Consider the following 23,662-nt stretch of genomic DNA (forward strand, 5'->3'; position numbering starts at 1 on the left):
GAACTATGGGCAAAAAAATACTAAATCACATGCTTTAGGTGATCCGAAGGTAGCGTTTGGTTAAGTATTTTCTGATTGGAATATCGACCACCTTCATGATAAGGTAAGCAAATAATATTAATCCAATACTGCCACCGATCACAATGAATGGCAAATGACTTTCTTGAAATGCTGCGCTCTGCAAATAATCGCCAAAGATCCAGATCGCCGCATAATGTGTCATGTAGAGCGGATAGGAGATTGCTCCTAGGAAAGCGCTAAACGGTTGAATCCCTTTTGGCGTGCTCGTGCCAGCACCTATTGCCACGATGAGTGGAAAGAGGAAAAGTACAATTAAGGACTCGACCAGCCAATTAATTGATGTGAAAGGCATTAGTAAAGCCAAAGTCAGTAATGAAACAGGGAAGAGGTAACCGAAGGCATTGCTGATAATCCATTGCCTTCGGTAAATTAATAATCCGGCGCAGAATGAGTAGGCTAACCGAATGCCACCCACTTCCCAATTATCTATACTCCAACCTCCAGCTAAATTGCCGTAAGAATAGCTAGTGTATATTATTGCCATCGCTGCTAAAGCAACTATGATAAAGATATATTTAGTGGTAATGCGCACCAGAAAAAGCGCGTAGATAACATTAGCGACATATTCCCAAAACAATGACCACGCAGGCGCATTTAAGCTAAACAAATTAAATGCCTTCTCTTCCATTACGGGATAAGGAATGAGCAATATGGAATAAATAAAAAGCTGAAAATATTCGCTTATTCCTTTTGGTTCGGCTGCGCTATAAGGTGCCCATAACAATCCGATTAATCCTAAAACTGATCCTATAATGACCAAAGGTTGCAATCGAATAAGCCTTACGATGAAAAAATGGCTAAGAGACATCGACTTTATCCGATCATCATATGCATATCCCATAACAAAGCCGGATAAACAGAAGAAAAAATCAACGGCCAGAAATCCATGTCCGATAACATTGTCTTCGAATTGAGGGAATATCCACTCCATAAAATGAAAGATTACAATTGCCATGGCGGCCATGCCCCGTAATCCATCTAAGGCTAATATATGTTGTTTTTGCATAAATATGTTCAACCTTCCCTCACAAAATCGACAATACGATTGTTATTCTTCTGTATAGCCTAGACCAGACCCTAGGTCCTGACCGAGGTGATAGGAAAAGGTCAAATATACTAAAAGATAAAACGGGAATGGTGCGATGATGATTTTGGACTATAAGAGTAGATCAATTCGATTATAACAATATTTTCTTACCTTGCTCTACATTTGAGAATTTTACTGATTCACACTAAATGCATAAAACAAATTTTGACTCGGAGTTTTGCGGAGCTTTACCTATACATCATATCAATACGATTCAACCGTATGGCATAATACTGGTAATAGATAAGGAAGACTATTCGATTGTCCAGACTACTACAAACACAATTGACCATCTCCAGATTGATCATAAAGATCTTATTGGGACGACTTTTTGTGATTTGTGCGATCAGTCGGAGGCACAGATTAGAGATTCATTCGCTGTGCGAGTTGGTAAACGTGATACCTATACGATACTAATAGCGGACAAAACCTTTTATGCCTTAGTGCATGAAATGGAGGCATATTATATCATTGAACTGCAAGAACAGACCCCTAACAAAAAACTATCTGGTGGTTTGCAGGATATCAAAAATTTAGTCACGGCGATGGAAGGCATCAATGACCTTTCTGAATTGTGTGATCTGGTCGTGTCGGAATTGAAAGAGATGTTGGGCATAGATGGCGTGATGATGTACAAATTCGATCCAGAGTGGAATGGTACTGTGATCTCTGAGGAAAAAAGTAATGGGTTGGAAAATTATTTAGGTGTCACTTTTCCGGCATCGGATGTACCCAAACAAGCACGTGATCTTTACTTAAAAAATCCACTTCGATTGATCCCAGACCGTACTTATACGCCTGCTCGTCTCTATCCAGTCATCAATCCTTTGACAAATACATTCAGCGATCTCTCTCCCTGTCACCTTCGTGGTGTGGCCGATGTGCACCGTGAGTATATGAAAAATATGAAGATGGTTGGATCAATGTCCATTCGTGTTATTCATAATGGCAGCTTATGGGGCTTGATCTCGTGCAATCATACCTCTGCCTATCATCTTACATTTGATGAGAGTGCGAACTTTGGTTTGCTATCTAATGTGATATCTAACAAAATATCATCCATCATTAATGCAAATGAATATCAATTTATTTCGCAGCTTCAAACTACTCGTAATGCTATTGTAGATAAAATATATAGTTCAGGGTCTGTCACCAAAGGGCTATTTCATGATGATACTGATGCGTCGTTATTGACGTTGTTACGTGCAACTGGCGCAGTACTGTATAGCGGAGGTAAGCAATTTACATACGGAGAAGTACCTGACAATAGCTTTTTAGACAATCTTATTCTTTGGTTGCAAGCCAAAAATATTGACAAGGTATATAGCACACATCATCTAGCAGGTGTGATGCAAGAATCATCACGATTTAGTGAAATTGCCAGTGGAATGTTAGTTATCCCAATTTCTTCAAATGCACCAGATTATATCGTTTGTTTTCGTCCAGAAGTAATTAAAACAATCGAATGGGGAGGCAATCCAAATCAAGCGATTAATTTTGAAGACGACGGAATAAATTATCATCCAAGGCATTCCTTTAAGGTTTGGCAAGAAACAGTAAATCAAGTTGCTCAACCTTGGCATGAGCAGGAAATTCAGATTGCAAGTACGATTCGCAGTTTCCTCTTGGAATTTAAATCATAAACAACGCTACTTAAATGGCTAATAAAGCACAGCCCTTGTCAACTTATGTGGTCGCGATTGGCGCATCTGCAGGTGGCTTGGAAGCAATACATGACTTCTTTGACCGCGTTCCATCGGATATCGATGTTGCTTATGTATTGATTCAACATCTCTCTTCCGATTACAAAAGTTTGCTTGTAGAGCTCGTGTCGAAGCATACGCACATGAAAGTTGTGGAAGCGACCGAAGGGAAGCTGATAGAACCCGCCTTCGTATACGTGATCCCTAACGATAAACTAATAAGTATTAAAAATGGACGACTTCACCTCGAGAAGAAAGGTGAAAAAGTGCCTAATAACGCCATTGATAATTTCTTCCTGAGCTTGGCGAAAGACAAAAAGGAACGCGCGATAGCGATTGTGCTATCGGGCACAGGTCACGACGGTACCAAAGGTATAGAAGCCATCAAGGAGCAGGGCGGATTAGTGATCGCGCAGCAACCAGATACGGCTAAATTTGATAGTATGCCTGTCAATGCAATTGCATCTGGAGCAGTAGATTTTGTGGTGCCGACATCTGAGATGTATGACAAGATCACGGCACATATTAATTCTGCCCCAATCCGTGAAGTAGAAAACGGAGGTATTGATGAGAAGAGTTTAGATAAAATTTTTGATCTCATCTACGAACGTACTGGACACGATTTTTCACTCTATAAAACCCCCACCATCTTCCGACGTATCGGTAGACGGATGAAAGAACTCAAAATTGAGCTCACGAAAGATTATGTCCAGTATTTGCTAGAAAATAAGCAGGAAATTTCTATCCTTAGTAAAGATTTTCTAGTGGGGGTTACACAGTTTTTTAGAGATGAAGCTGCTTTTACCATTGTTAAGAATAAAGTAATTCCCGAGATCATTGCCCGCAAAGATGATGGCGATACGATGAAGGTGTGGGTATGCGCGTGTAGCACTGGTGAGGAAGTATATTCTATCGCTATTCTCATTGATAAATACTTGCAAACGATCGACAAACATGTTGAGGTGAAGATCTTTGCCTCAGATATTGATGATGCAAGTTTGGACATTGCTTCGAAGAATAATTATCCTGAATCTTTCATAAAATTCATTCCAGATGATATTCTCGAAGAGTATTTTATACACGATGGCAAGCGCATTTCAGTAGTTCCGCATATCCGGAAGCAGATCGTATTTGCAAAGCATAATGTCATTAAAAGTCCACCTTTTATAAAGAACGATCTAATCTGCTGTCGCAATATGCTTATCTACATGAATAGCATTTTACAACAAAAGATATTAACGACCTTTCATTACTCCTTGAATACGGCAGGATTTTTATTTTTGGGGCCTAGTGAGACGATCGCACCGATCAAAGATGGCGTTTTAGAGATTAGTGGCAAGTGGAAAATATACCGTAAAAGTGGCGTTATCCCCAGGCCTAATGATTTTGCAAATGGCGGACGGGTAGATAATTCTGGGCGTTTTTCCATGCCGACACGCCAGAAAGTCAAAGTATCGGCAGAAGAGCAATTTCAGAGATTCCTAGTAGCTCAGTACGGGTATGTTGGGGTCTTTATAGATCGTAATTTTGAGGTACGTGATACCGTAGGTGACTACAGGCGATTTTTGTCTTTGCCAGATAAGAAGTTCGAAGTCAACTTGTTGAAGATGGTTCATAAGGAACTGTCATTTATGTTGAGTAATACCATTCGATCCGTTTGGAAAGACAATAAAGCATCATCATTAAAACGTATGCGCTTACGCCGAGGTAAAGATGATGTCTTTGTTAACATAGATGTGAGTCCGCCGAGTGAAGAGGTTGCTCAGCCCTACACTTTGGTCGTTTTTAAAGAAGTGGATACAGAAATAGCAACTCCGCAGTATGTCGTTCCTATTGATGCTAATGAACAACAAACTGGCTACGTACTGGAGTTAGAAAATGAACTCAGTGAGACGCGTGGTAACTTGCAGATCGCCGTGGAAGAAATGGAGACCACGAACGAAGAGTTACAGTCCAGTAATGAGGAGTTGATTTCGGCCAATGAAGAACTACAATCCGGTAATGAAGAGTTGCAATCTCTTAATGAGGAGTTGCATACGCTTAATGCGGAGCATCAGCAGAAGATCACCGAACTGATCGAGCTCAATGATGATCTGAACAATTATTTTAAGAGTGTCGATATTGGCCAGATCTTTTTAGATAAAAATGGACATATCCGAAAGTTTAATCCGGCGGCTGTGGAGATGGTCAACCTCATAGAAGCAGACATTGGACGACCGATAAGCCATATTTCTAATAATATTAAGTATGGTCAATTCTTGCCAGATATTAATGATGCATTAGCGCATGGCAATTATGTGACGGAAAAAGAGATCGAGTTAAGCAATAGTAGAATTTGTCTGATGCGGATCTTGCCGTACACCCGTGTAGATGGCAAGAAAGATGGAGTCGTTATCACATTTATAGATATCAGTGCGTTAAACGAACAAAATAATATTATCGCTGCCGTCTTTAGAGCTAGCCTAAGTGCTATTTTAATCTTTAAACCGATTAGATCTGGTAGTGAACAAATCATTGACTTTGAATGCTTGGCAGCAAATAGTACTGCTATTACGATATCTAATCGGCAAGTAAATTCTTTGGCTGGTTTAAAATTGAAAAATCAACTATCGGATTTGACGGATTCTAATTTGATGGACAGATTCAAACGCATCTACAGCAGCAACGATCATCTAGAAACAGAAGTTCAACTTAGCAATCAAAACTGGTACATCGTAACAGCATCAAAGATGAGCGATATGCTCGCTGTAACTTATACCGATGTTACCGAACGTAAAAAGAACGAGCAAAGTTTGAGAAAAAACTTCAATGAATTGGTACAGACCCGTGAATCATTACGAGAGTTGAACAATCAATTGGAGAATCGAGTAAGAGAAAGAACATCGAGTCTTGCTGAGAGCGAAAATCGCTTTAACCTTGTCTCCATGGCTACGAATGATACCATCTGGGATTGGGATTTGGTAAACAATGTAATTTGGCGCAATCAAAACTTCAATAAGATGTTCGGGTTCGATCGCAATGAACATACCGAAAGTACTAGCTTCTGGTACGAACAAATACATCCGGAAGATCGGAAGCGCGTACAAAAAAGCGTACACAGAGCTATCAACGAACAAGAGGAAAACTGGTCTGCCGAATATCGATTTGCTAAGTCAGATGGCGTTTATGTAGAAGTATTGGATCGCGGAAGTATTCAATTAGATTCTAATGGCGTGCCTTATCGCATGGTTGGCTCGGTAATCGATGTGACTCGCGTCAAAGAGGCAGAATCCGATAAGCAGGAATTGCAAGATTTTGTGTTGCGGCAGCAAAAAGAGTTTTATGAACTCTTCGCTCACGTACCGGCTTTGATCTCGATCCGCCGCGGCGATTCGTTAACGTATGAGTATACGAACACTGCTTTTGAAGATTTTTATGCAGACTTGAATTTCCAAGGATTAGCAACCGCCGAGGCACACAAAGCGGGCGTGGATCAGAAATTGTATCAGGCAGACGGTAAAATATTACTTGAAGGGGTCTCCGTTTCTGGTAAAGCTTTTCCGATTACGAAATATGATCCAGAAGGTAATGAAGTAGGTGTAGCGTATTTAGATTATCTTTTCACGCCGGTTTTTAACGAAAAAGAAGAAGTAGACGGTGTCGCATTCTTTGGGTTTGAAGTATCCGAATTAGTGAAGGCACAGTTAGCCACCAAAGACTTGATGCGACGGAAAGACGAATTTATGAGTATTGCCAGCCATGAGTTGAAAACACCACTCACGAGTTTGAAAGGTATGTTGCAAATTGCCTCAAGATACATCACAATGGACAGACCTAAATCGACTATCGAGGAGTTTGTAGGAAGAAGTTTGAAGCAAACAGATAAGCTAACCTTTCTGATTAATGATTTGCTCGATGTTACAAAAATCCACGCCGGTAAGTTGCAATTGAATTACAGTGAATTTAATATTGCTGAATTGCTCGCTGATCTGGTCAGTGGATTGCAAGCAGAAGATCATTCGCTAAATATTGATGTGCATTCTCCAGATAAGATTTTGGTAAAGGCCGATCAATATCGTATCGAACAGGTAATAAGTAATTTTCTTTCGAACGCTATCAAGTATTCCCCTGATTCCAAAGAACTGACGGTACACCTAGCCAATCAAAGTGAGCAAACAGTTTATGTTTCGGTAAAAGACAACGGAATTGGAATTCCGAAGGATAAGCAGAACTATGTTTTTGATCGATTCTTTAGAGCAGAAGAGTCGAATAATTACTCAGGTTTAGGTCTTGGCTTATTCATCTGTAAAGATATTATCGAGCGTCATGGCGGTACGATAGGTTTACAAAGTGAAGAAGGGCAGGGCTCTACTTTCTGGTTTACAGTACCTGTTGCGTAACTATTTATAATACATTTCCTTATCAGAGCCGCCTCCCAGGTGGCTCTGATAAGGAAAACTTCAGTTGAGCTGAGATCTCCCGATCCAATCTGATTAACAATTCATTAACAATCCATTGGGAATTCATTCACAAGTTGGTCTTTCATTATCCTTTAAATTTACCCTTAACTAATACAGCATTATTATAACTATCAACCTAAACGAGTGAATTGCCTATGAATTGAATCTACGCCAACTAAAACGTTTTAACTTTTTAATGGAATTGAATGCTTGTCTACCGACCAAGTATTTCCAACCAAATTAAACCAATCACATCAATAATGAATAAACTACACAATTTATTGCGTAGTCAGGGTCGAATGTACTCTAGGCTACTGGTTAGCGCGTTTCTGACGCTGCTCATGTTATTTACTACTGGTATACAAAACTTATCTGCGCAGTCGCGTAATATAAGTGGTGTAGTTACTAGTGCTACCGATCAGTCTCCATTAACGGGAGTGACTGTTCGTGTAAAAGGAAGCAACACAGCTGCTGTAACGGATGACAATGGTAATTTTACCATTCAAGCCGCTACTAATGACGTATTGCAATTTAGCTATATTGCTTTCCAATCTCAGGAAGTAAGAATAGGAAGCTCTTCTCGTCTTCAAGTGGTATTGCGTACAGATAATCGCAGTATGGACGAAGTTGTGGTGGTAGGTTATGGTACAGCACGTAAGAGTGAAATTACAGCTGCTTCAACTACGGTAAAGGCTGAAGATTTCCGTCAAAGTGCGGCACGCAACGCGATGGATTTATTACAAGGTAAAGTAGCTGGTTTGCAAATCACCCGTGGAGGATCAAATCCTAATACAGGTGTAAGTGTTCAAGTTCGTGGCGCCACTTCTATTTCAGGTACCAACTCGCCATTAATTATTATAGATGGTATCCCAGGTGGTAACCTTGACTTGTTACAACAAGAAGATATTGAATCTATGACCGTATTGAAAGACGGGTCGGCAGCCGCGATTTACGGTACGCAAGCCAACGGTGGTGTTATCTTGGTGACCACCAAAAAAGGTGTGCCAGGTAAAACTCGGTTTGACTACGCAACTTACGCTAGTAAGGATGTATTACAACGTCAGCCTGACTTTATGAATGCAGAACAATATCGCCAGAAGATTGACGAAGGACTTATTCAGCCGTCACAAGACTTTGGTTCTAGTATTAATGCTGTTGATGAACTGACAAGAAAAAACAATTTTAGTCAGTATCATACTTTAGCTATCTCTGGAGGTGGCGAGAATAATAGTTTTCGCGCGAGCACCTATTTTAGAGATTTGCAAAGTATTGCTAGAGAAAATGGACGTACAGAGTATGGTATTCGTGCCAATTTTAATGGTAAAGGCTTAGATAACAAATTGACAACACAGGTTGATTTCGTTACTAACTTTAATAATGCTAATTTATTAGGCGGCGGCGGATGGGAGTGGGCTTATACCAGAAACCCTACATTGCCAATTCGTAATGAAGATGGTACTTGGTTTTACGATCAAACGAGTACCAATGAGGTAGCTCGTTTGTCTGAAGAACATAGCAAACGCCAACAGCAGACAACTACTATTTCTGCTACAGTTGGATACGAAATTATTAAAGACTTGAGATTTAATGTTTTTGGATCGGTACAACGTAACGGTTGGAATGATGGATACTATGCTACATTAGCTTCCGAGCCATCATTCAAGAATGATAGAGGTTTGCTAGGTTATGGTTCCCAATCTTCTGAACTAAGATTTAACTATGCGGTAGAGCCGACAATCTCATTCAACAGAATAGTTAATGATGTTCACTCGATTAATGCTGTGGCAGGTTATAGTTACCGTTACGATGTAAATCAAGGATTTAATGCTAACAATAGAGGCTTCCAAAATGATATCTTTGAAGAGAATAATCTAAATGCAGGTAATGCATTGACGCAAGGTTTCGCTGGATTAGGCAGTTTTAAAAATGATAACAAGATTATCGGTTTTTTAGGTCGCGTTATTTACTCATTCGATGGCAAGTATAGCTTCCAAGGTACATATCGTCGTGATGGATCTTCTCGCTTTGGTGCCAATAACAAATGGGGTAACTTTGGAGCGTTAGGTGCAGCTTGGAATATTAGCCAAGAAGATTTTATGCAGAGTGTTGCGTGGGTGAATGATCTGAAACTTCGCGCCAGCTACGGTGTGACAGGTAATCAAGATATAGGTAACTACATGTCACTAGTTACACTGGGTACTGGTAATAATTATATGTATCCAGATAATGTTTGGCGTCAAACTTACGGACCAACTAGAAACCCTAATCCAAACTTACGGTGGGAAACGAAAACAGAATCCAACATCGGTGTTGACTTTTCATTCTTAGAAGGTCGTGTGGGGGGTGCTATTGATGTGTACCGTCGTGTTACCAAAGATTTGTTGGGAAGCTACACGTCGCAACAGCCGTCGTTGATATTGGATAATATTTTTACCAATGTTGGTAGCATGGCCTCTAATGGTGTTGAACTTACGTTAAATCTTGTTCCTGTGCGTAATGAGAATGTTACTTGGTCAGTAGACATCATCGGTAGTACGAATAGAAATAAATTAACCTCATTCTCAAATGATACATATAAAGCAGATTCACGTACCTTCGGGAGCATCGGTGGTTTTGGGGCGTTAGGAGATGCCATTCGTACCTTTGAAGGGTCGAGCGTAGGTAATTTCTACGGAAGACGTTTTGCTGGGTTCTCTGAGGATGGAGATTGGTTGTTTTTCAATAGAGCTGGAGAAGCTGTACCTAATGGACAAATAAATCCTAGTACTTCTGATTTTGCGAATACAGATTTGGCTATTATTGGGAATGGTGTTCCAAAATATCACTTCTCTTTCAATTCGGTAGTTAACTATCGTAACTTCGATTTCAGAGCCTTCTTCCGTGGTCGTTTTGATTACGATATCTTGAATACGATGCATCTAGCGTACGGTAATCGTGTAACATTGCCGAACAACGTATTGAACGATACTTTCGATAGACATGGCGAACTGTTGAAAGGCGGTTATGTTTATTCTGATTATTATTTAGAGAGCGGTTCTCACTTAAAATTAGATGAATTAACGTTGGGCTATACTTTCAAGCTAAATACAGAGCGTATCCGCAATCTACGTGTTTATGCTACCGGAACCAATCTAGCGCTATTTACCAAATATTCGGGTAATGATCCTGATTACGTGAACGATACTGGTTTAGCACCGGGTATTGACGGTAGAGGTCCTTTCCCGAACACGCGTTCATTCTTATTTGGTTTAAATATTGGATTTTAAGCAGTTAATGTTCTAACAACACATTATTATGAAAAGAGAAATTAGAAAATGGGTATATGCAATGGGTATGGTCACCGCTTTATCTACAATGAGTGCATGTACAGACTTAGAAGAAACGGTTTATGATCAATTGATAACCGATAATTATTACAATAACAAAATGGAGACGCTTTCAGCGGTGCTCCGTCCATATACACATGCGAATGCTTGGGCTACACCCGGTCAGAATGGTTGGTGGCGCTTAAGTGAATATTCTGCCGATCAACTCGCTTGGCCACAAAAGGGTCGACACGGTTTGGACAACGGAAACTGGATTCGATTGCATGGCCACTCTTGGACGCCAGATGAGGATACGGTTCGGGATGCATGGCGTTTGATGTTTTGGGGAATGGGCTTATGTACCGATCCTATTGAGAACTTGGAGCGTCGTGAAGCCTCTGCTATGGGGATTACAGAAGAAGAAAAGGCTGCCTATATTGGAGAATTAAAATTGTTCCGTGCCTTCCATTACTTAAAAATTATGGATCTATGGGGGAATGTGCCTATCGTTACCCAAGTAGGTATTCCTATTAATCCGGCAACGGCTTCTCGTACGGAAGTGTTTAATTTTATTGAGAAAGAAATTCAAGAAAACATCAATAATGTTCCTGTACTTTCTACAGCCATGACTGGCCGTGTATCGCGTGCAGCTGGTTATGCGATGTTGGTAGAGTTGTACTTAAACGCAGAAGTGTGGACAGGTACTGCGCGCTGGGATGATTGTATTGCGGCAGCAAATCAATTGATTAATGGAGCCGGTGGTGGACAAAATGGCCCTGCAACCCTTGACGTAAATATCACGGATGCTTTTAAACCGGAAAACCATCTATCTAAAGAAGTATTGATGTCGATTGCCTACGAATTCCAACGTTCGAATACACAACCACAATGGACCGGCGATTTCTTCTATTTTAATCAACGTGATATTACGGGCGGTGGACGTAACGGAAATAATGGTACGGTAGTTATTCCTGGTGTATACACTACTTTCAATGATGCCGATTTGCGCAAGAAAGAATGGTTGTTAATTGGTCCACAGATGAAGTTCTCTGACCCAACACAGCCAGTTTTGGGTGCATCTGATGAATATCAGGGTCGTCCTGTCGTATTTGTAGATAATATACGTCAGAATTTAGTGGCTATTGCTAATGGCACTGATCCTAATTTACTGCCGTCTAATATGACAACAGGTGAAGGTACAAGCGGTGTCCGTTTTAATAAATACAAGCTGGGACACTTGGCGCATCCAAGTTATAATAGCACTGATTGGAATGTTTATCGTTTGACTTGGGTGTATTTCGCAAAAGCAGAAGCCATTATGCGTAAAGCGGGCGGAACTGCTAATCAAGAGGCAGTAGATTTGATCAATGCGTCTAAATCACGTGCTTTTGCTCAAGCAGATCAAGCAGCTAATCTATATACGCCTGCAACATTAACACTTACTGAGCTATTAGCAGAACGTGGTCGCGAATTTATTTTCGAAGGCTATCGCCGTCAAGATTTGATTCGTTTTGGCGTATTCCACACCAATACTTGGTGGGATCACCAACCGTCGGATGTAAACAAAACGTTGTTCCCAATTCCAAATAGACAACGTGTACTAAATCCAAACTTGGCGCAAAACCCAGGTTACCCTCAATAATATTGTTTGTTCTTAAAATTGTGCTTAGGGCTTCCGATTTCGGAAGCCCTTTTTTGGCTTTAATTATATTGTTAAAATAATTTAGACTTATTATAAATAAATATATATTTGCAGACAAATTTTAGATCATGAAGCATAGTCTACCATGCATCGCTTTCTTTTTAGCGATCCAATCACTTTCTGCGCAGCAACAGCAGCGAGATACGCAACGCACGCGCGATACTTCCATTACGCGTAATGTGGAAGATGTAATTATAGACGGCTACGTAAAGAAGAATTCGCCTACGGTGAACCGGATGCCACTCAAGGCGATTGAGAATTCGCAAGTGTTTTCATCTATTGATCGGGTAGCATTAGAGAATCAGCAGATTACCACGGTGGATGATGGTTTTAGAAACGTAGTTGGTTTGCAAAAGATGTGGAACGCCACCAACCGTGGAGGTGATGGTGGAGCCTATGTGAATCTAAGGGGTTTTGTAACTAACAATTCCTTGCGCGATGGCTATGTGGCGCCGGTTACTTCGATGATGGATGCGATAAACGTTGAAAAAATTGAAGTGTTAAAAGGCCCATCTGCGACCTTATTCGGTACAGGTCCTACTTCGTATGGAGGTGTGATCAACCGGGTGACAAAAAAGCCTTATGAAGAATTTGGTGGCCAAGTCGCTATCTTCGGTGGTAGTTTTAATCATTACCGTGCACAAGCTGACATCAACACACCGCTGAACGAAAACAAATCCCTATTATTCCGTTTAAATACAGCGTATACGAATACTGGAACGTTTCAAATAAAGGATGCCCGAAATCAATTCTTTATCCTAGCGCCCAGTTTAACTTGGAGGGTCAATGATCGTTTGGATATTAATCTGGAATACGAGCATTTTGAGAATAGAGCGATAGGTGAGCAAAGTGTATTTTTCTCTTATTCCCCTTCACAATATGGCTATAGCGATATGCACGACCTCGTCAAAGATACGGGTATGCAATACCGTGAGTCCTACATTGGCAAAGGCTTATACAACCGCGGTCGTACAAGCAACCTATTTGCCACAGCACATTATCAAATTTCGGATCGCATCTTGTCTACCACGGCAGTAAATAAAGCGTACAACCGATCGGATGGTCGGAATCCTTTCTTTTATATTGGCCGGGAGAATCTTTGGGAAAATACAGGTGTATTAGGCATTCACCAAGCTGATCAATCTACCTCAAACAGTCATCAAGATATATTCCAAATACAACAAAACTTTAATTTTGAGGGGCAGATTGGTGAGATGCGTAATCGTCTGGTAGTAGGTGGTGATTATATGCGTACCAACAATCGCCAGTTCTTCTACTCGGCCACCATGCGATTTATGCCATTCACCGGTGGGGATTACGGAGCTTTCAATGCGGACTTTGTAGATGCTTACTATCAAAATCTGCGTGATCAGGGCACTTTTGATGCTTTTGCCTATCCAATGATTGATGATAAGGATACCTATAGTGTTTATGCATCTGACGTGCTAACACTAACACCGGGATTAAATGTTATGGCGGCATTACGTTATGAGAGCAATGACTTCTTGGGTGGCAACTTATACAATGCCGTGGCCGAATCGTACAAGCAGTCGGGCTGGTCGCCAAAATTTGGTGCTGTATACGAGATTGTGAAAGATAAGTTTTCGGTCTTTGCGAATTACCAGAATAGCTTTACCTCTAATGGCTATTTTATTTCAGATGTTTCTGGAACGGTGTCATTGTCTAAACCTGAAACGGCCAACCAATGGGAGGGAGGTCTGAAAGCGGATTTGTTGAAAGGCAGAGTGAATGCTTCCTTAAGCTATTACGATATCACCGTGAGAAATAGTTTGCAGAACAATGGTCTTACGACTGGCGGAGGATTTCTAGTACAAGATCAATTGGGAGAGCGCACGAGTCGTGGTGTAGAATTAGAAGTCAATGCTTATTTAGTAAAAGGATTTACCGTTATTGGCGGTGTGAGCTACAATGATTCGAAAATCAGTGAAACCACGGACGCCAGTACATTAGGACGTCGTCCTACAACAGGAGGCGCACCTTGGCAGGCAAACTTCTATGCAAACTACAATTTCTTAGACGGTGCGCTCAAAGGACTGGCCTTTGGATTTGGAGGAAACCACGTTGGAGCAATACCCATATTTAATACGACTACAGCAGTATTTGAGTTACCAAAATACACTGTGTTGAATGCCAATGCGTATTATGATTACAAGCAATTTCGGATTGGCGTAAGGATGGATAATCTAACCAATGAGCGGTACTGGATTGGGTACAGTACGGCCAATGCGCAGCCAACACGGAATATCATTGGGAATTTGACGTATCGTTTTTAGCGAGTCACTAGACAAATTATTAAGAGAGCAAGAGAGAAATGTCATTAACAAAGAAGAAGAAAAAATCATTTTTGAAGCATTGGTTTGGCAGACTTCACCTGTGGTTTGGCCTTGCCGTAGGTATACCAGTGGTCATCATTTCGATCACTGGTGCACTATATGTATTCAAAGATGAGTTCGAAAATTTTACGCGTCGGGATGTGATTTACCATCACGAACCAGATATTGCATCCAAGCAACTTATTCCCATTTCGGTATTAGCAGATCAGGTAGAGAAAGCTTGTCCAGAAGATTATCCGTTGCATTGGGTGAATGTACCCGTCGATCCGGCCATGTCTTACCAGTACTATTACTACGAGCGAAATCCTGATGCATGGCATTACTTTGATGAGGTAGTTATTTACAAGCTCATTTATGTAAATCCTTATTCGGGCGAAGTCCTGCGTGTGTACGATGAGAAAATGGGTTTCTTCAATATCGTGAAGATGATCCATTTCAGCTTTCTTTTACAATCAGAATGGGGCAAGTATGTCGTGGGTATACCAGTGTGCTTATTTGTATTTATGCTGATTTCTGGTATTGTATTGTGGTGGCCACGCAACAAAGCGGGTAGAAAACAACGTTTTCAATTTAATTGGAAAAAAACGACGAAGGCCAAGCGTAAGAATTATGATCTACACAATATCCTTGGATTTTACGGATCTATATTCGCTCTAATATTTTCGATCACGGGTCTGTTTTACTGTTATTTTGTGATCCAAGCCTTTATCTACGTTGTATTTTCTGGTGGCGAAACGGTATATCCAGATCATTCGCATATTACCACCACAGCACCGGAGTCGGTACGGACAGATTACACCTTAGATTCGATTGCCAATCAGGTAAAGCGACTCTATCCAGAAAGCTATGGCTTTGCACTGGATTTAGGAGATGATCACCTTGATGATCACGTTCACCCGAACTTCGAAGTGTATGTAAAGCATCTTTCGTATTCGTATCATAAGATGAGTCAACTCATTTTTGACGAACATTCTGCTGAATTGTTGCACACACACGATTATAAAGACAAAAATTTTGGAGAAAAGATGGTGGGAGCGAACTACGATATCCATGTTGGTTCTATCTTCAACCTTCCTACTAAAATTATTGCCTTTTTGGTCAGTTTGATCTGTGCGTCGCTGCCCGTTACTGGATTTATGATCTGGTATAATCGAAAGAAGAAGCGTGTTTGATTGTAAAAACGTCCCAAAAGGACGTTTTTTTTATTTTTTGTATCTTTGTAGCAATGAGGAAACACAAAATATACAATATCAACTATTGCTTATTTTATAAAATCAGAAAGACTTCGCGCAACAACTCTTTGAAGATCCCTCCGTGCGCGCGGTAATTGTGCTGTTACCTACTCTCTAGTTTTGTTCTATTCTCCAAGTTTGATCCTGTCTCAATGGGCTGATCAGACAGAGGTAACACATGGAAACCATCGGTATCCATTCCATTCATAATAGTCCGAGCGGCTATTTTCACTATATACATATTATGAAAGAAGAAAGACCCGTAAAAATTAAGGTCGAAGATTTAGTATTGATTTTCGGAAAGCAGAAAGAAAGTGCGCTGAAGATGCTAAAAGAGGGCCATACCAAAAAGGAAATATTAGCAAAAACCCAGTGCACGGTAGGTATCAACCGGGCAAATTTTGAAATATACGAAGGCGAGTTCTTCGTGATTATGGGATTGTCGGGTAGTGGTAAATCCACCTTGCTACGATGCCTTAATCGATTGATCGAGCCAACAGGCGGCAATATATATGTCAACGGAAATGACATTACCCGAAAAAATCATCAAGAACTGCTCGATGTACGTCGCACAGAGATGAGCATGGTATTTCAAAAGTTTGGTTTACTGCCGCACCGTAGCGTATTGGACAACGTGGCATTCGGCTTAGAAATCAGAGGTGAAGAGCTGGAAGCAAGAACCAAGAAAGCACAACAAGCGATCGATACGGTTGGATTGCAAGGTTTCGAACAGCAATCGCCATCACAACTATCGGGCGGTATGCAACAGCGTGTGGGCTTGGCACGCGCGCTTACTAATGATCCTGAAGTATTGCTGATGGATGAAGCGTTCTCGGCGTTAGATCCATTAATCAAAACAGAAATGCAAGATGAATTAATCAGCTTGCAAAATAAGCTGCGGAAGACTGTAATATTCGTAACCCACGATCTTGATGAAGCCATAAAGTTAGGCGATCGGATCGTGATTATGAAAGATGGTATCATCGAACAGATTGGCACCGCCGAAGAGATCTTGACCAATCCAGCTACGCCATATGTAGAAGCTTTCGTGGAAAAGGTAGATCGCAAAACCATCATTACGGCAGGTTCTTTAATGCATCAAAAGCCGACCACCGTACGCTTCGGAAAAGACGGTCCAGAGGGAACCTTACGCAAAATGCGTACAACTGGATTAGATGTGTTGCCTGTGGTGGATGATAATCAAACTTTCTTGGGTTTTGTATGGGTTAATGATGCGGTATTATGTGCCAAACGAAAAGATCCAACGGTGGAAAGCATTTTGAAAAAAGAGGTGCCTACCGTGACCACGGAAGTAACTGTCGAAGAAATGTTGCCCTTGATTACGGCTACGCGATCACCCATCGCCGTTACGGATAAAGACACCGGCGTTTTGCTGGGTATTGTATCCCAAAACTCCGTCGTGATTGAAGCCACGCGCTTCAACGAGCAAGAGATAACTGAATTGAAAGAGAACGCCAACCACAACTAAAACATGGAAAAAACAATAGATATAGGACAATACATCGCCATCGCGGTCAAATGGTTGATGGCCAACTTGCGACCATTATTTGATTTTATAAAAACCTCGGGCAACGCCGGGATCGAAAGCATTGAATGGGTACTAGTGAGCGTACCATTTTTCATCACGATTGCTTTATTTACGTTTGCTGCATGGCGTTATGCTAGCCGCGGTGTGGCTGCATTTACATTGGCTGGCTTAGCGCTAATCTATCTCATGGGATTTTGGGAAGAGACGATGCAGACGCTGGCGCTGATCATTTCATCCACCATTATCGCCTTGATCATCGCCATTCCATTGGGTATTTGGTCGGCTAAGAATATGACCGCACACCGCGTTATTCGACCATTGCTCGATTTGATGCAAACTATGCCTGCCTTTGTGTACCTAATTCCGGCCGTACTGTTTTTCAGTATTGGAAAACTTCCGGGCGCATTTGCCACCATTATATTTGCGATGCCACCTGCGGTGCGATTGACCGCTTTGGGCATTCAGCAAGTTCCGGGCGATGTGTTGGAAGCAGCACGCTCACTAGGTGCTACACAAAAGCAAATTTTGTTCAAAGTCGAATTGCCTTTGGCCTTGAAAACGATATTAACGGGTGTGAATCAAACGATTCTATTGTCGCTTTCTATGGTCGTGATTGCTGGTATGATTGCCGCAGGTGGGTTAGGAGAGAAGGTATTAGAAGGTATCAATAACCTCGATATTGGTTTGGGTTTTGAAAGTGGTCTATCCGTGGTTATTCTGGCCATCGTGCTGGATCGTATCACGCAAGGTTTTGGCAATAAAATTAGTGTAAAATGAGACGTATAATATATAGTGTTGGATTTTCTGTGGTCCTCTTCCTCGTATTTGGGAGTTGTGGCGGTAGAATTGGCAAACGCATCAGTATGGGCATGGTAGAAGGTTGGGCAGAAGGAAACGCCATGACGCTGGTTACCAAAGAATATCTTTCGCAGAAAGGTTATCTAGTCGTGACGCACAAAGCAGCGCCGAACCTACTGCTGGCTTCGATGGATAACGGCGATACCGATGTGTTTATGAATGTGTGGTTGCCCACCACGCATGGCGACAAAGTCGCCCCTTTTGATCATATCAAAAGTGCCGGAATCAACTACGAAGGTGCTCGCTTAGGTTTGGTCGTGCCAAAATATGTAGATATCAATTCCATTGAAGAGCTAAACGCCAATAAAGATAAGTTTGACGGACGCATTGTTGGTATCGAACGCGGTTCTGGTATGGCTACCTATACGGATAGCGTGCTGTTGGCGTACCATTTAGATTATCGGCAATTGAACTCCTCGATGATTGCGATGGCTTCCGAATTGCAGAAAGCGATCGATGAGCAGCGCTGGATCGTGGTGACGGCTTGGCAACCGCATTGGCTTTTTGGCCGCTACGATGTGAAGTTTTTGGAAGATCCGAAGAAGATCTATGGTGATACCGAACATATCGAAACATTCGTACGCGACGATTTTGAAGCGGATTATCCAGAAGTGTACCGCTATTTTCAACATGCCTTCTTTGAGGGTGACGTGCTTTCCGAATTGTTGACGCGGATGGAAGCCAGTAAGAATGAAAAGGAAACTGCCCGAGAATGGGTTGAGGAGAATAAAGCGCTACTCGACGCTTGGTGGGGTAGCACCACATAAACTGAAAAAGGCATCCAATTGGATGCCTTTTTCGTTTAGGATATTTTTTGCCTAAACAAAATTGCTATTCGCGAATCTGTCCTTCGCCAAATACATAGTATTTGTTCGTGACCAATTGCTCTAAACCAAGCGGTCCGCGATGATGTAGTTTGTCGGTGCTAATGGCCAGTTCAGCACCTACGCCCATTTGTCCACCATCCGTAAAGCGCGTCGACGCATTGTGATATACCGCGGCACAATCTACTTGTTCCATAAAAGCTTGCGCTTTCTCGGTGTCTTTGGTGAAGATAATGGCCGAATGGCCACCGCTACAATCGTTGATTTTTTCAACAGCGGCAGGTAATTCGTTCGCTACGCCAATGGCAATCTTCTTCGCCAGAAACTCTTCATGCCATGCTTCCTCGGAAAGTGGCTGAGCAGAGGCAAAGTATCCACGAAGCGACTCGTCCGCTAAGATCTCCACAGATTCCTGGCCGAAATGCTTGCCCAATTCGCGAACGCGTTCCTCAAAATTCGGCAAAGCCGGATTAATCAAAATTTTATCCAAGGCATTGCAGGCACTGATTTTATCGATTTTAGAATGCACTGCTACTTTGAGTGCCATTTCCCAATCGGCATCCTCAGCAATGTAAGCGAAGTTATTGCCGCGGCCACTGATCAATACGGCGCAACGCGCATGCTCTTTCACAAAGGCTATTAAGCGCTCGCCACCACGTGGTACAATAAGGTCTAAGCGCTGCGGTGGATTGCGCAAGAATTCTTGCGTATCTTCTCGGTTCAGCGTCAAAAGCTGAATCCAATCCGCCGGAAGATCATGCTCGGCTAATGCTTTGTGCCAGCAATCTACCAACGCTTGATTGGTATGAATAGCTTCCTTACCACCTTTTAACAGGATGCGATTATTAGCTTTGAAAGCCAATACAGCTGCTTCTATCGTCACATCTGGCCGCGATTCATAGATAATCATGATAGTACCGAAGGGCGCCGTCTGATTGACGATATGCAAGCCGTTTTCTAAAGTAAGATCAGAAATGGTTTTGCCGACCGGATCTTCCTGTCCGGCTACCGCGCGTACCGCGCGAATCATTTCGTCGATTTTCTTATCATTGACTAAAAGTCGGTCATAAAGTGCCTGATCCTTGCCTTCGAAATTGGCAATATCTTCCGCGTTAGCGGCCAAAATTTCGGTGCGACTATGGTCTAATATGTTGATCATTGACGTCAACACCTGATTTTTAATGTCTGTATGTAAACGTTTCATGTTATTTCTCTCTTTTTAATGTAATGAATTGGTATGGTGGACTAAATGGTAAATTTTGTACCTACGTCCACACCATTCACGATATCTAGCACGACATTAGGTCTCTTACCATTTGCAATATAGGTGGTAATGCCCAGATTTGCGGTTTTTTTGGCAATATTTAGTTTGGATTTCATACCACCGCGGCCTTGCGCTTCGCCTTTGGTGCTTTCTTGCACAAATTGCTCCACCGGTTCGTCAGCACTAATGTGACTGAGTAATTCACTTTCCGGATCTTCAGGATGTCCGCTGAAGAAACCATCGGCGTCGGTCAGTAGGATCAACATATCTGCTTTAATTAATTCTGCCACCAAGCTTGCCAACTCATCGTTGTCGGTAAATGTAGACATCGAAAGTGAAACAGCATCATCTTCATTGGCAATCGGTACGACGCCTTCTTGAAGTAAGCCCTCATAACAGTTGATCATGTTTTCGCGGTGTGGCCCAGCGTCAAAATCTCTTTTGGTGGCCAATACTTGCGCACAGCGGATGCCGTACGAGCGAAACAAGGTGTAATAATGCCGCATCATACGCGGCTGACCTATGGCGGAGAATACTTGACGGCGAATGATCTTATCATCTGTTTTTAATTGATGACGCATCACTTCTTTTCCCGCAATGACAGAACCAGAAGACACCAAAACCGTCATGATGTCTTGCTCATGCAGGTGAGCGATTTGGTCTACTAATTTTTGAAGCACCTTTTCTACGATGCGATTGTCTTTATTGGTAATAACGTGAGTCCCCACTTTGATGACTACACGTTTTATGGGTTTAGATTCTTTCTCTGTTGTATTATGCATGATTAAATTCTTTTCCAAGTTCTACCGCTCTGTTAAATGCAGCGTAAGCGGCTTCTTTAATTTGTTCTTTTACGTTATTGTCTTCCATGGAGTCCAAGGCGGCTTGCGTAGTACCACCTTTGGAGGCTACTTTGGCCATCCAAGCATTGGGATCCAAGTCAGACGAGCCGAACAGTTCTACGGCGCCAGCAAAGGTCTGATAGACCAAGGTGCGCGCCTCTCTTCCTGAGAATCCCATTTGCTGTGCTGCCTCCATCATGGATTGCATAAAGTAAAAGATATAAGCTGGACCACTCCCCGAAATTCCGGTGGAAGCATCGATGTCATTTTCGGTATCTAAATAGATGGAACGACCAGTTGTGTCCAACAATTGCTTAATGGTGGAGCGCTCTAGTCTGGAAACTTCTTTGGATGCGGTGAAGGAAGTCATCCCTAATCCGACCTGCGCCGGTAGATTCGGCATTGCTCGAATTACCTTCGTCATGCCAAGCCCTTCCTGAATGACCTTGATGGTAACGCCGGCCATTATAGAAACGAATACTTGTTCTTCGTTGACGTAAGGGCGCATTTGCTCCATTAAGCCCTGTGCATGATTAGGTTTTACCGCGATAAAGATCACATCGGCCGCAGGCAAGCAGGCGCTCAATTCCGTATAGCCATCCAACAAGGGGTTGGCGGATAGTTCTGCAACACGCTCTTCTGATTTGTCCAAAATCATTAAATCGTTCGCTTTTAAAATAGTTGATTTTGCCATGGCTTCCGCGTACGTGAAGCCCATATTCCCCCCTCCAATTACGAGTACCTTCATAGATATGTAATATTGATTTTTAAAGTTTTGTAGAAATGAAGACTTTCTTCATTTTTTTATCTAAAATGGAGCAATATTCGTGCAAAATGGTCGAAAAATGCTCAATTTTATGATATTTCAAACATGTTTACGATTTGAAAAAAATGTATTTGACACTAATTTGTAGCCTATCTCTCTGCAATGGGACAATATGCCGTCTGACTGCAAATGTGTCATAACTACACATTAATAATTTATGAATCCCGCTTTTACCCTGACAAATGAGCGTTTTTATATATTTTTCATGATTTATCATCGAATTTTAGGCCACACTACATTTTTTGAGGGCCTTTGCTGACAGCAATAACTCCAGTCTGTAGATGCTCTGTAGTCATTATTTTTTTTAGCGTATGCACTTTGTATACTCCTGAAAATTTAAACTGACGTATATACATTGCAAATTTGTATTACAGGACTGCAAGAGAGTTTTTAACTGTGAAGTTTAACTAAGATAATTGCTATGATCATTTTTGGGACGAGATCTAAATTAATTGCATCTGATGTGACAGACACAATCTGCCATCATTGCCAAAGTAGAGACACGGCATGGTTATATCTGTATAGACATTATTTTCACATCTTTTGGATACCAGCTTTTCCATTATGGAAGTCTGCCTTCTCCGAGTGCACGCATTGTAAAATGGCTAGGCGAGTAAAAGAATTTGACGATGAACTGCTAAGAGCCTATAAGCAGATCAAGGAAACTGCTAAGACTCCTTGGTGGATGTATTTTTGGCTATTGTTAGTGGTGGTGCTCATCTTATCGGTTGCTGCTATTGGGATCATCAAAGGGAGCTGATGTTTTATTACACTATACATGTTCATTAATAAAAGTTGAAATCTACAAAGTATATGATGAATCAAATAAGTATTTCCCTCAAAGAACATATCAGTTCAATTAGACCAATGACGAAATTAATCGTGGCTACGGCTATTATTTTTCAGTTGATAGGGCTTTCACCTGTACATGCTCAATATCAGGTGGATTCCGTGGTTCATATCTTGGGAGATAGAGTTATTAAGACTTCGCAGCAGGTTGATCATTTATCCAACACATTACTGAGAACGTATATGTCGACCGATCAAAAAGAGAACGTAAAGCTCGAAGGTCTGAAAGATTTTAGCAAATTTGACTCGGAAGATAAGCTGATTTTCCGCAGCACTTCTCAATGGAACGCAGTAATCGAGGATTGGGAGGAAGCCGAAAAAACGGAGATAAAGTTTGATGAAAATGCACGTGCTATCATATTCCGAACATCGAGACGCGATGATAGGGGAGGTTGGGAGCAGGCGTCATTAGATAGTGTCATCTATTACAAAGATTCTATCGAGACCTTCTCCTTTGAAGAATCTGAACTGGCTACGAAGAATGTATCCTATCTGGATGCGCAAGAAAATGATTATTTAACCATTAACTTTCAGTGGAATAAGCAGAATAAAAAATGGAACTCTTGGGCTAAGACTGACTTTGTACATCGGGAAAATGGTGCTATCGAAGAATCAAGTACCTACCTCTGGCAAGCGGGCGGTGGATACCGAGTGAGAAAACTACGTATATATTTACCGACGGTACGGAAAGATCAACTGGCAGTATTATCTACAGCGGTAATGAACAGGGATGGCAACCCGAATTAA

15 protein-coding genes are annotated in these 23,662 nt (G+C 41.6%); 11 read left to right on the top strand and 4 right to left on the bottom strand.

The features are described 5' to 3' along the window. Positions 1-34: 34 nt before the first annotated feature. Positions 35-1,087 (bottom strand): acyltransferase family protein, encoded by a 1,053-nt coding sequence (locus DC487_RS04770; RefSeq protein WP_116774764.1) that lies wholly within the window; start codon positions 1,085-1,087, stop codon positions 35-37. A gap of 230 nt (positions 1,088-1,317) precedes the next feature. On the opposite strand from DC487_RS04770, the gene DC487_RS04775 reads away from it, so the two are divergent. The 9 genes from DC487_RS04775 to DC487_RS04815 all read left to right on the top strand — a co-directional run bounded on the left by DC487_RS04775 (position 1,318) and on the right by DC487_RS04815 (position 19,077). Further along, positions 1,318-2,811: a GAF domain-containing protein gene (locus tag DC487_RS04775; RefSeq protein ID WP_116774765.1), complete on the top strand. Its 1,494-nt coding sequence runs from the start codon at positions 1,318-1,320 to the stop codon at positions 2,809-2,811. Positions 2,812-2,825: 14 nt separating this feature from the next. Beyond that, positions 2,826-7,250 carry a chemotaxis protein CheB gene (locus DC487_RS04780; RefSeq protein WP_116774766.1) on the top strand — a complete coding sequence of 1,475 codons (4,425 nt, stop codon included), beginning with the start codon at positions 2,826-2,828 and terminating at the stop codon, positions 7,248-7,250. 320 nt (positions 7,251-7,570) lie between these two features. After that, positions 7,571-10,576: a SusC/RagA family TonB-linked outer membrane protein gene (locus tag DC487_RS04785; RefSeq protein WP_239016319.1), complete on the top strand. Its 3,006-nt coding sequence runs from the start codon at positions 7,571-7,573 to the stop codon at positions 10,574-10,576. A gap of 28 nt (positions 10,577-10,604) precedes the next feature. After that, positions 10,605-12,257, top strand: a complete 1,653-nt coding sequence (locus DC487_RS04790) for a RagB/SusD family nutrient uptake outer membrane protein (protein ID WP_116774768.1) — start codon at positions 10,605-10,607, stop codon at positions 12,255-12,257. A 128-nt stretch (positions 12,258-12,385) separates the two neighbouring features. Then, a complete protein-coding gene (locus DC487_RS04795; protein ID WP_116774769.1) occupies positions 12,386-14,611 on the top strand; it encodes a TonB-dependent siderophore receptor in 2,226 nt (741 codons plus the stop codon). Positions 14,612-14,649: 38 nt separating this feature from the next. Beyond that, a complete protein-coding gene (locus tag DC487_RS04800; RefSeq protein ID WP_116774770.1) occupies positions 14,650-15,843 on the top strand; it encodes a PepSY-associated TM helix domain-containing protein in 1,194 nt (397 codons plus the stop codon). Positions 15,844-16,081: 238 nt separating this feature from the next. Then, complete coding sequence (locus DC487_RS04805) at positions 16,082-17,392, top strand: quaternary amine ABC transporter ATP-binding protein (protein WP_317046321.1); 1,311 nt, start codon at positions 16,082-16,084, stop codon at positions 17,390-17,392. A gap of 3 nt (positions 17,393-17,395) precedes the next feature. Next, positions 17,396-18,229 carry an ABC transporter permease gene (locus tag DC487_RS04810; RefSeq protein ID WP_116774772.1) on the top strand — a complete coding sequence of 278 codons (834 nt, stop codon included), beginning with the start codon at positions 17,396-17,398 and terminating at the stop codon, positions 18,227-18,229. After that, on the top strand, positions 18,226-19,077 hold the full coding sequence (locus DC487_RS04815; RefSeq protein ID WP_116774773.1) for a glycine betaine ABC transporter substrate-binding protein: 852 nt from the start codon (positions 18,226-18,228) through the stop codon (positions 19,075-19,077). The genes DC487_RS04810 and DC487_RS04815 overlap by 4 nt, the downstream gene beginning before the upstream one ends. Before the next feature lie 64 nt (positions 19,078-19,141). Here the strand turns inward: DC487_RS04815 and DC487_RS04820 are convergent, their stop codons facing one another. Genes DC487_RS04820 through proC form a run of 3 tightly spaced genes read right to left on the bottom strand, consistent with a single transcriptional unit; the run spans position 19,142 to position 21,988 of the window. After that, the gene (locus DC487_RS04820; RefSeq protein WP_116774774.1) at positions 19,142-20,338 is read right to left on the bottom strand and encodes a glutamate-5-semialdehyde dehydrogenase; all 1,197 of its coding nucleotides are present in this window, start codon (positions 20,336-20,338) and stop codon (positions 19,142-19,144) included. A 41-nt stretch (positions 20,339-20,379) separates the two neighbouring features. Continuing rightward, positions 20,380-21,180, bottom strand: coding sequence for a glutamate 5-kinase (gene proB, locus DC487_RS04825; RefSeq protein WP_116774775.1), 801 nt, complete (start codon positions 21,178-21,180; stop codon positions 20,380-20,382). After that, a complete protein-coding gene (gene proC, locus DC487_RS04830) occupies positions 21,173-21,988 on the bottom strand; it encodes a pyrroline-5-carboxylate reductase (protein WP_116774776.1) in 816 nt (271 codons plus the stop codon). The genes proB and proC overlap by 8 nt, the downstream gene beginning before the upstream one ends. A gap of 679 nt (positions 21,989-22,667) precedes the next feature. Between proC and DC487_RS17345 the strand changes: the two genes are divergently transcribed. Continuing rightward, positions 22,668-22,826 (top strand): hypothetical protein, encoded by a 159-nt coding sequence (locus DC487_RS17345; RefSeq protein WP_239016320.1) that lies wholly within the window; start codon positions 22,668-22,670, stop codon positions 22,824-22,826. Between the two features lie 107 nt (positions 22,827-22,933). Continuing rightward, complete coding sequence (locus DC487_RS04840; RefSeq protein ID WP_116774778.1) at positions 22,934-23,662, top strand: hypothetical protein; 729 nt, start codon at positions 22,934-22,936, stop codon at positions 23,660-23,662.

Origin of the sequence: Sphingobacterium corticibacter, from assembly GCF_003076635.1 — a bacterium.
GTDB lineage: Bacteria > Bacteroidota > Bacteroidia > Sphingobacteriales > Sphingobacteriaceae > Sphingobacterium > Sphingobacterium corticibacter.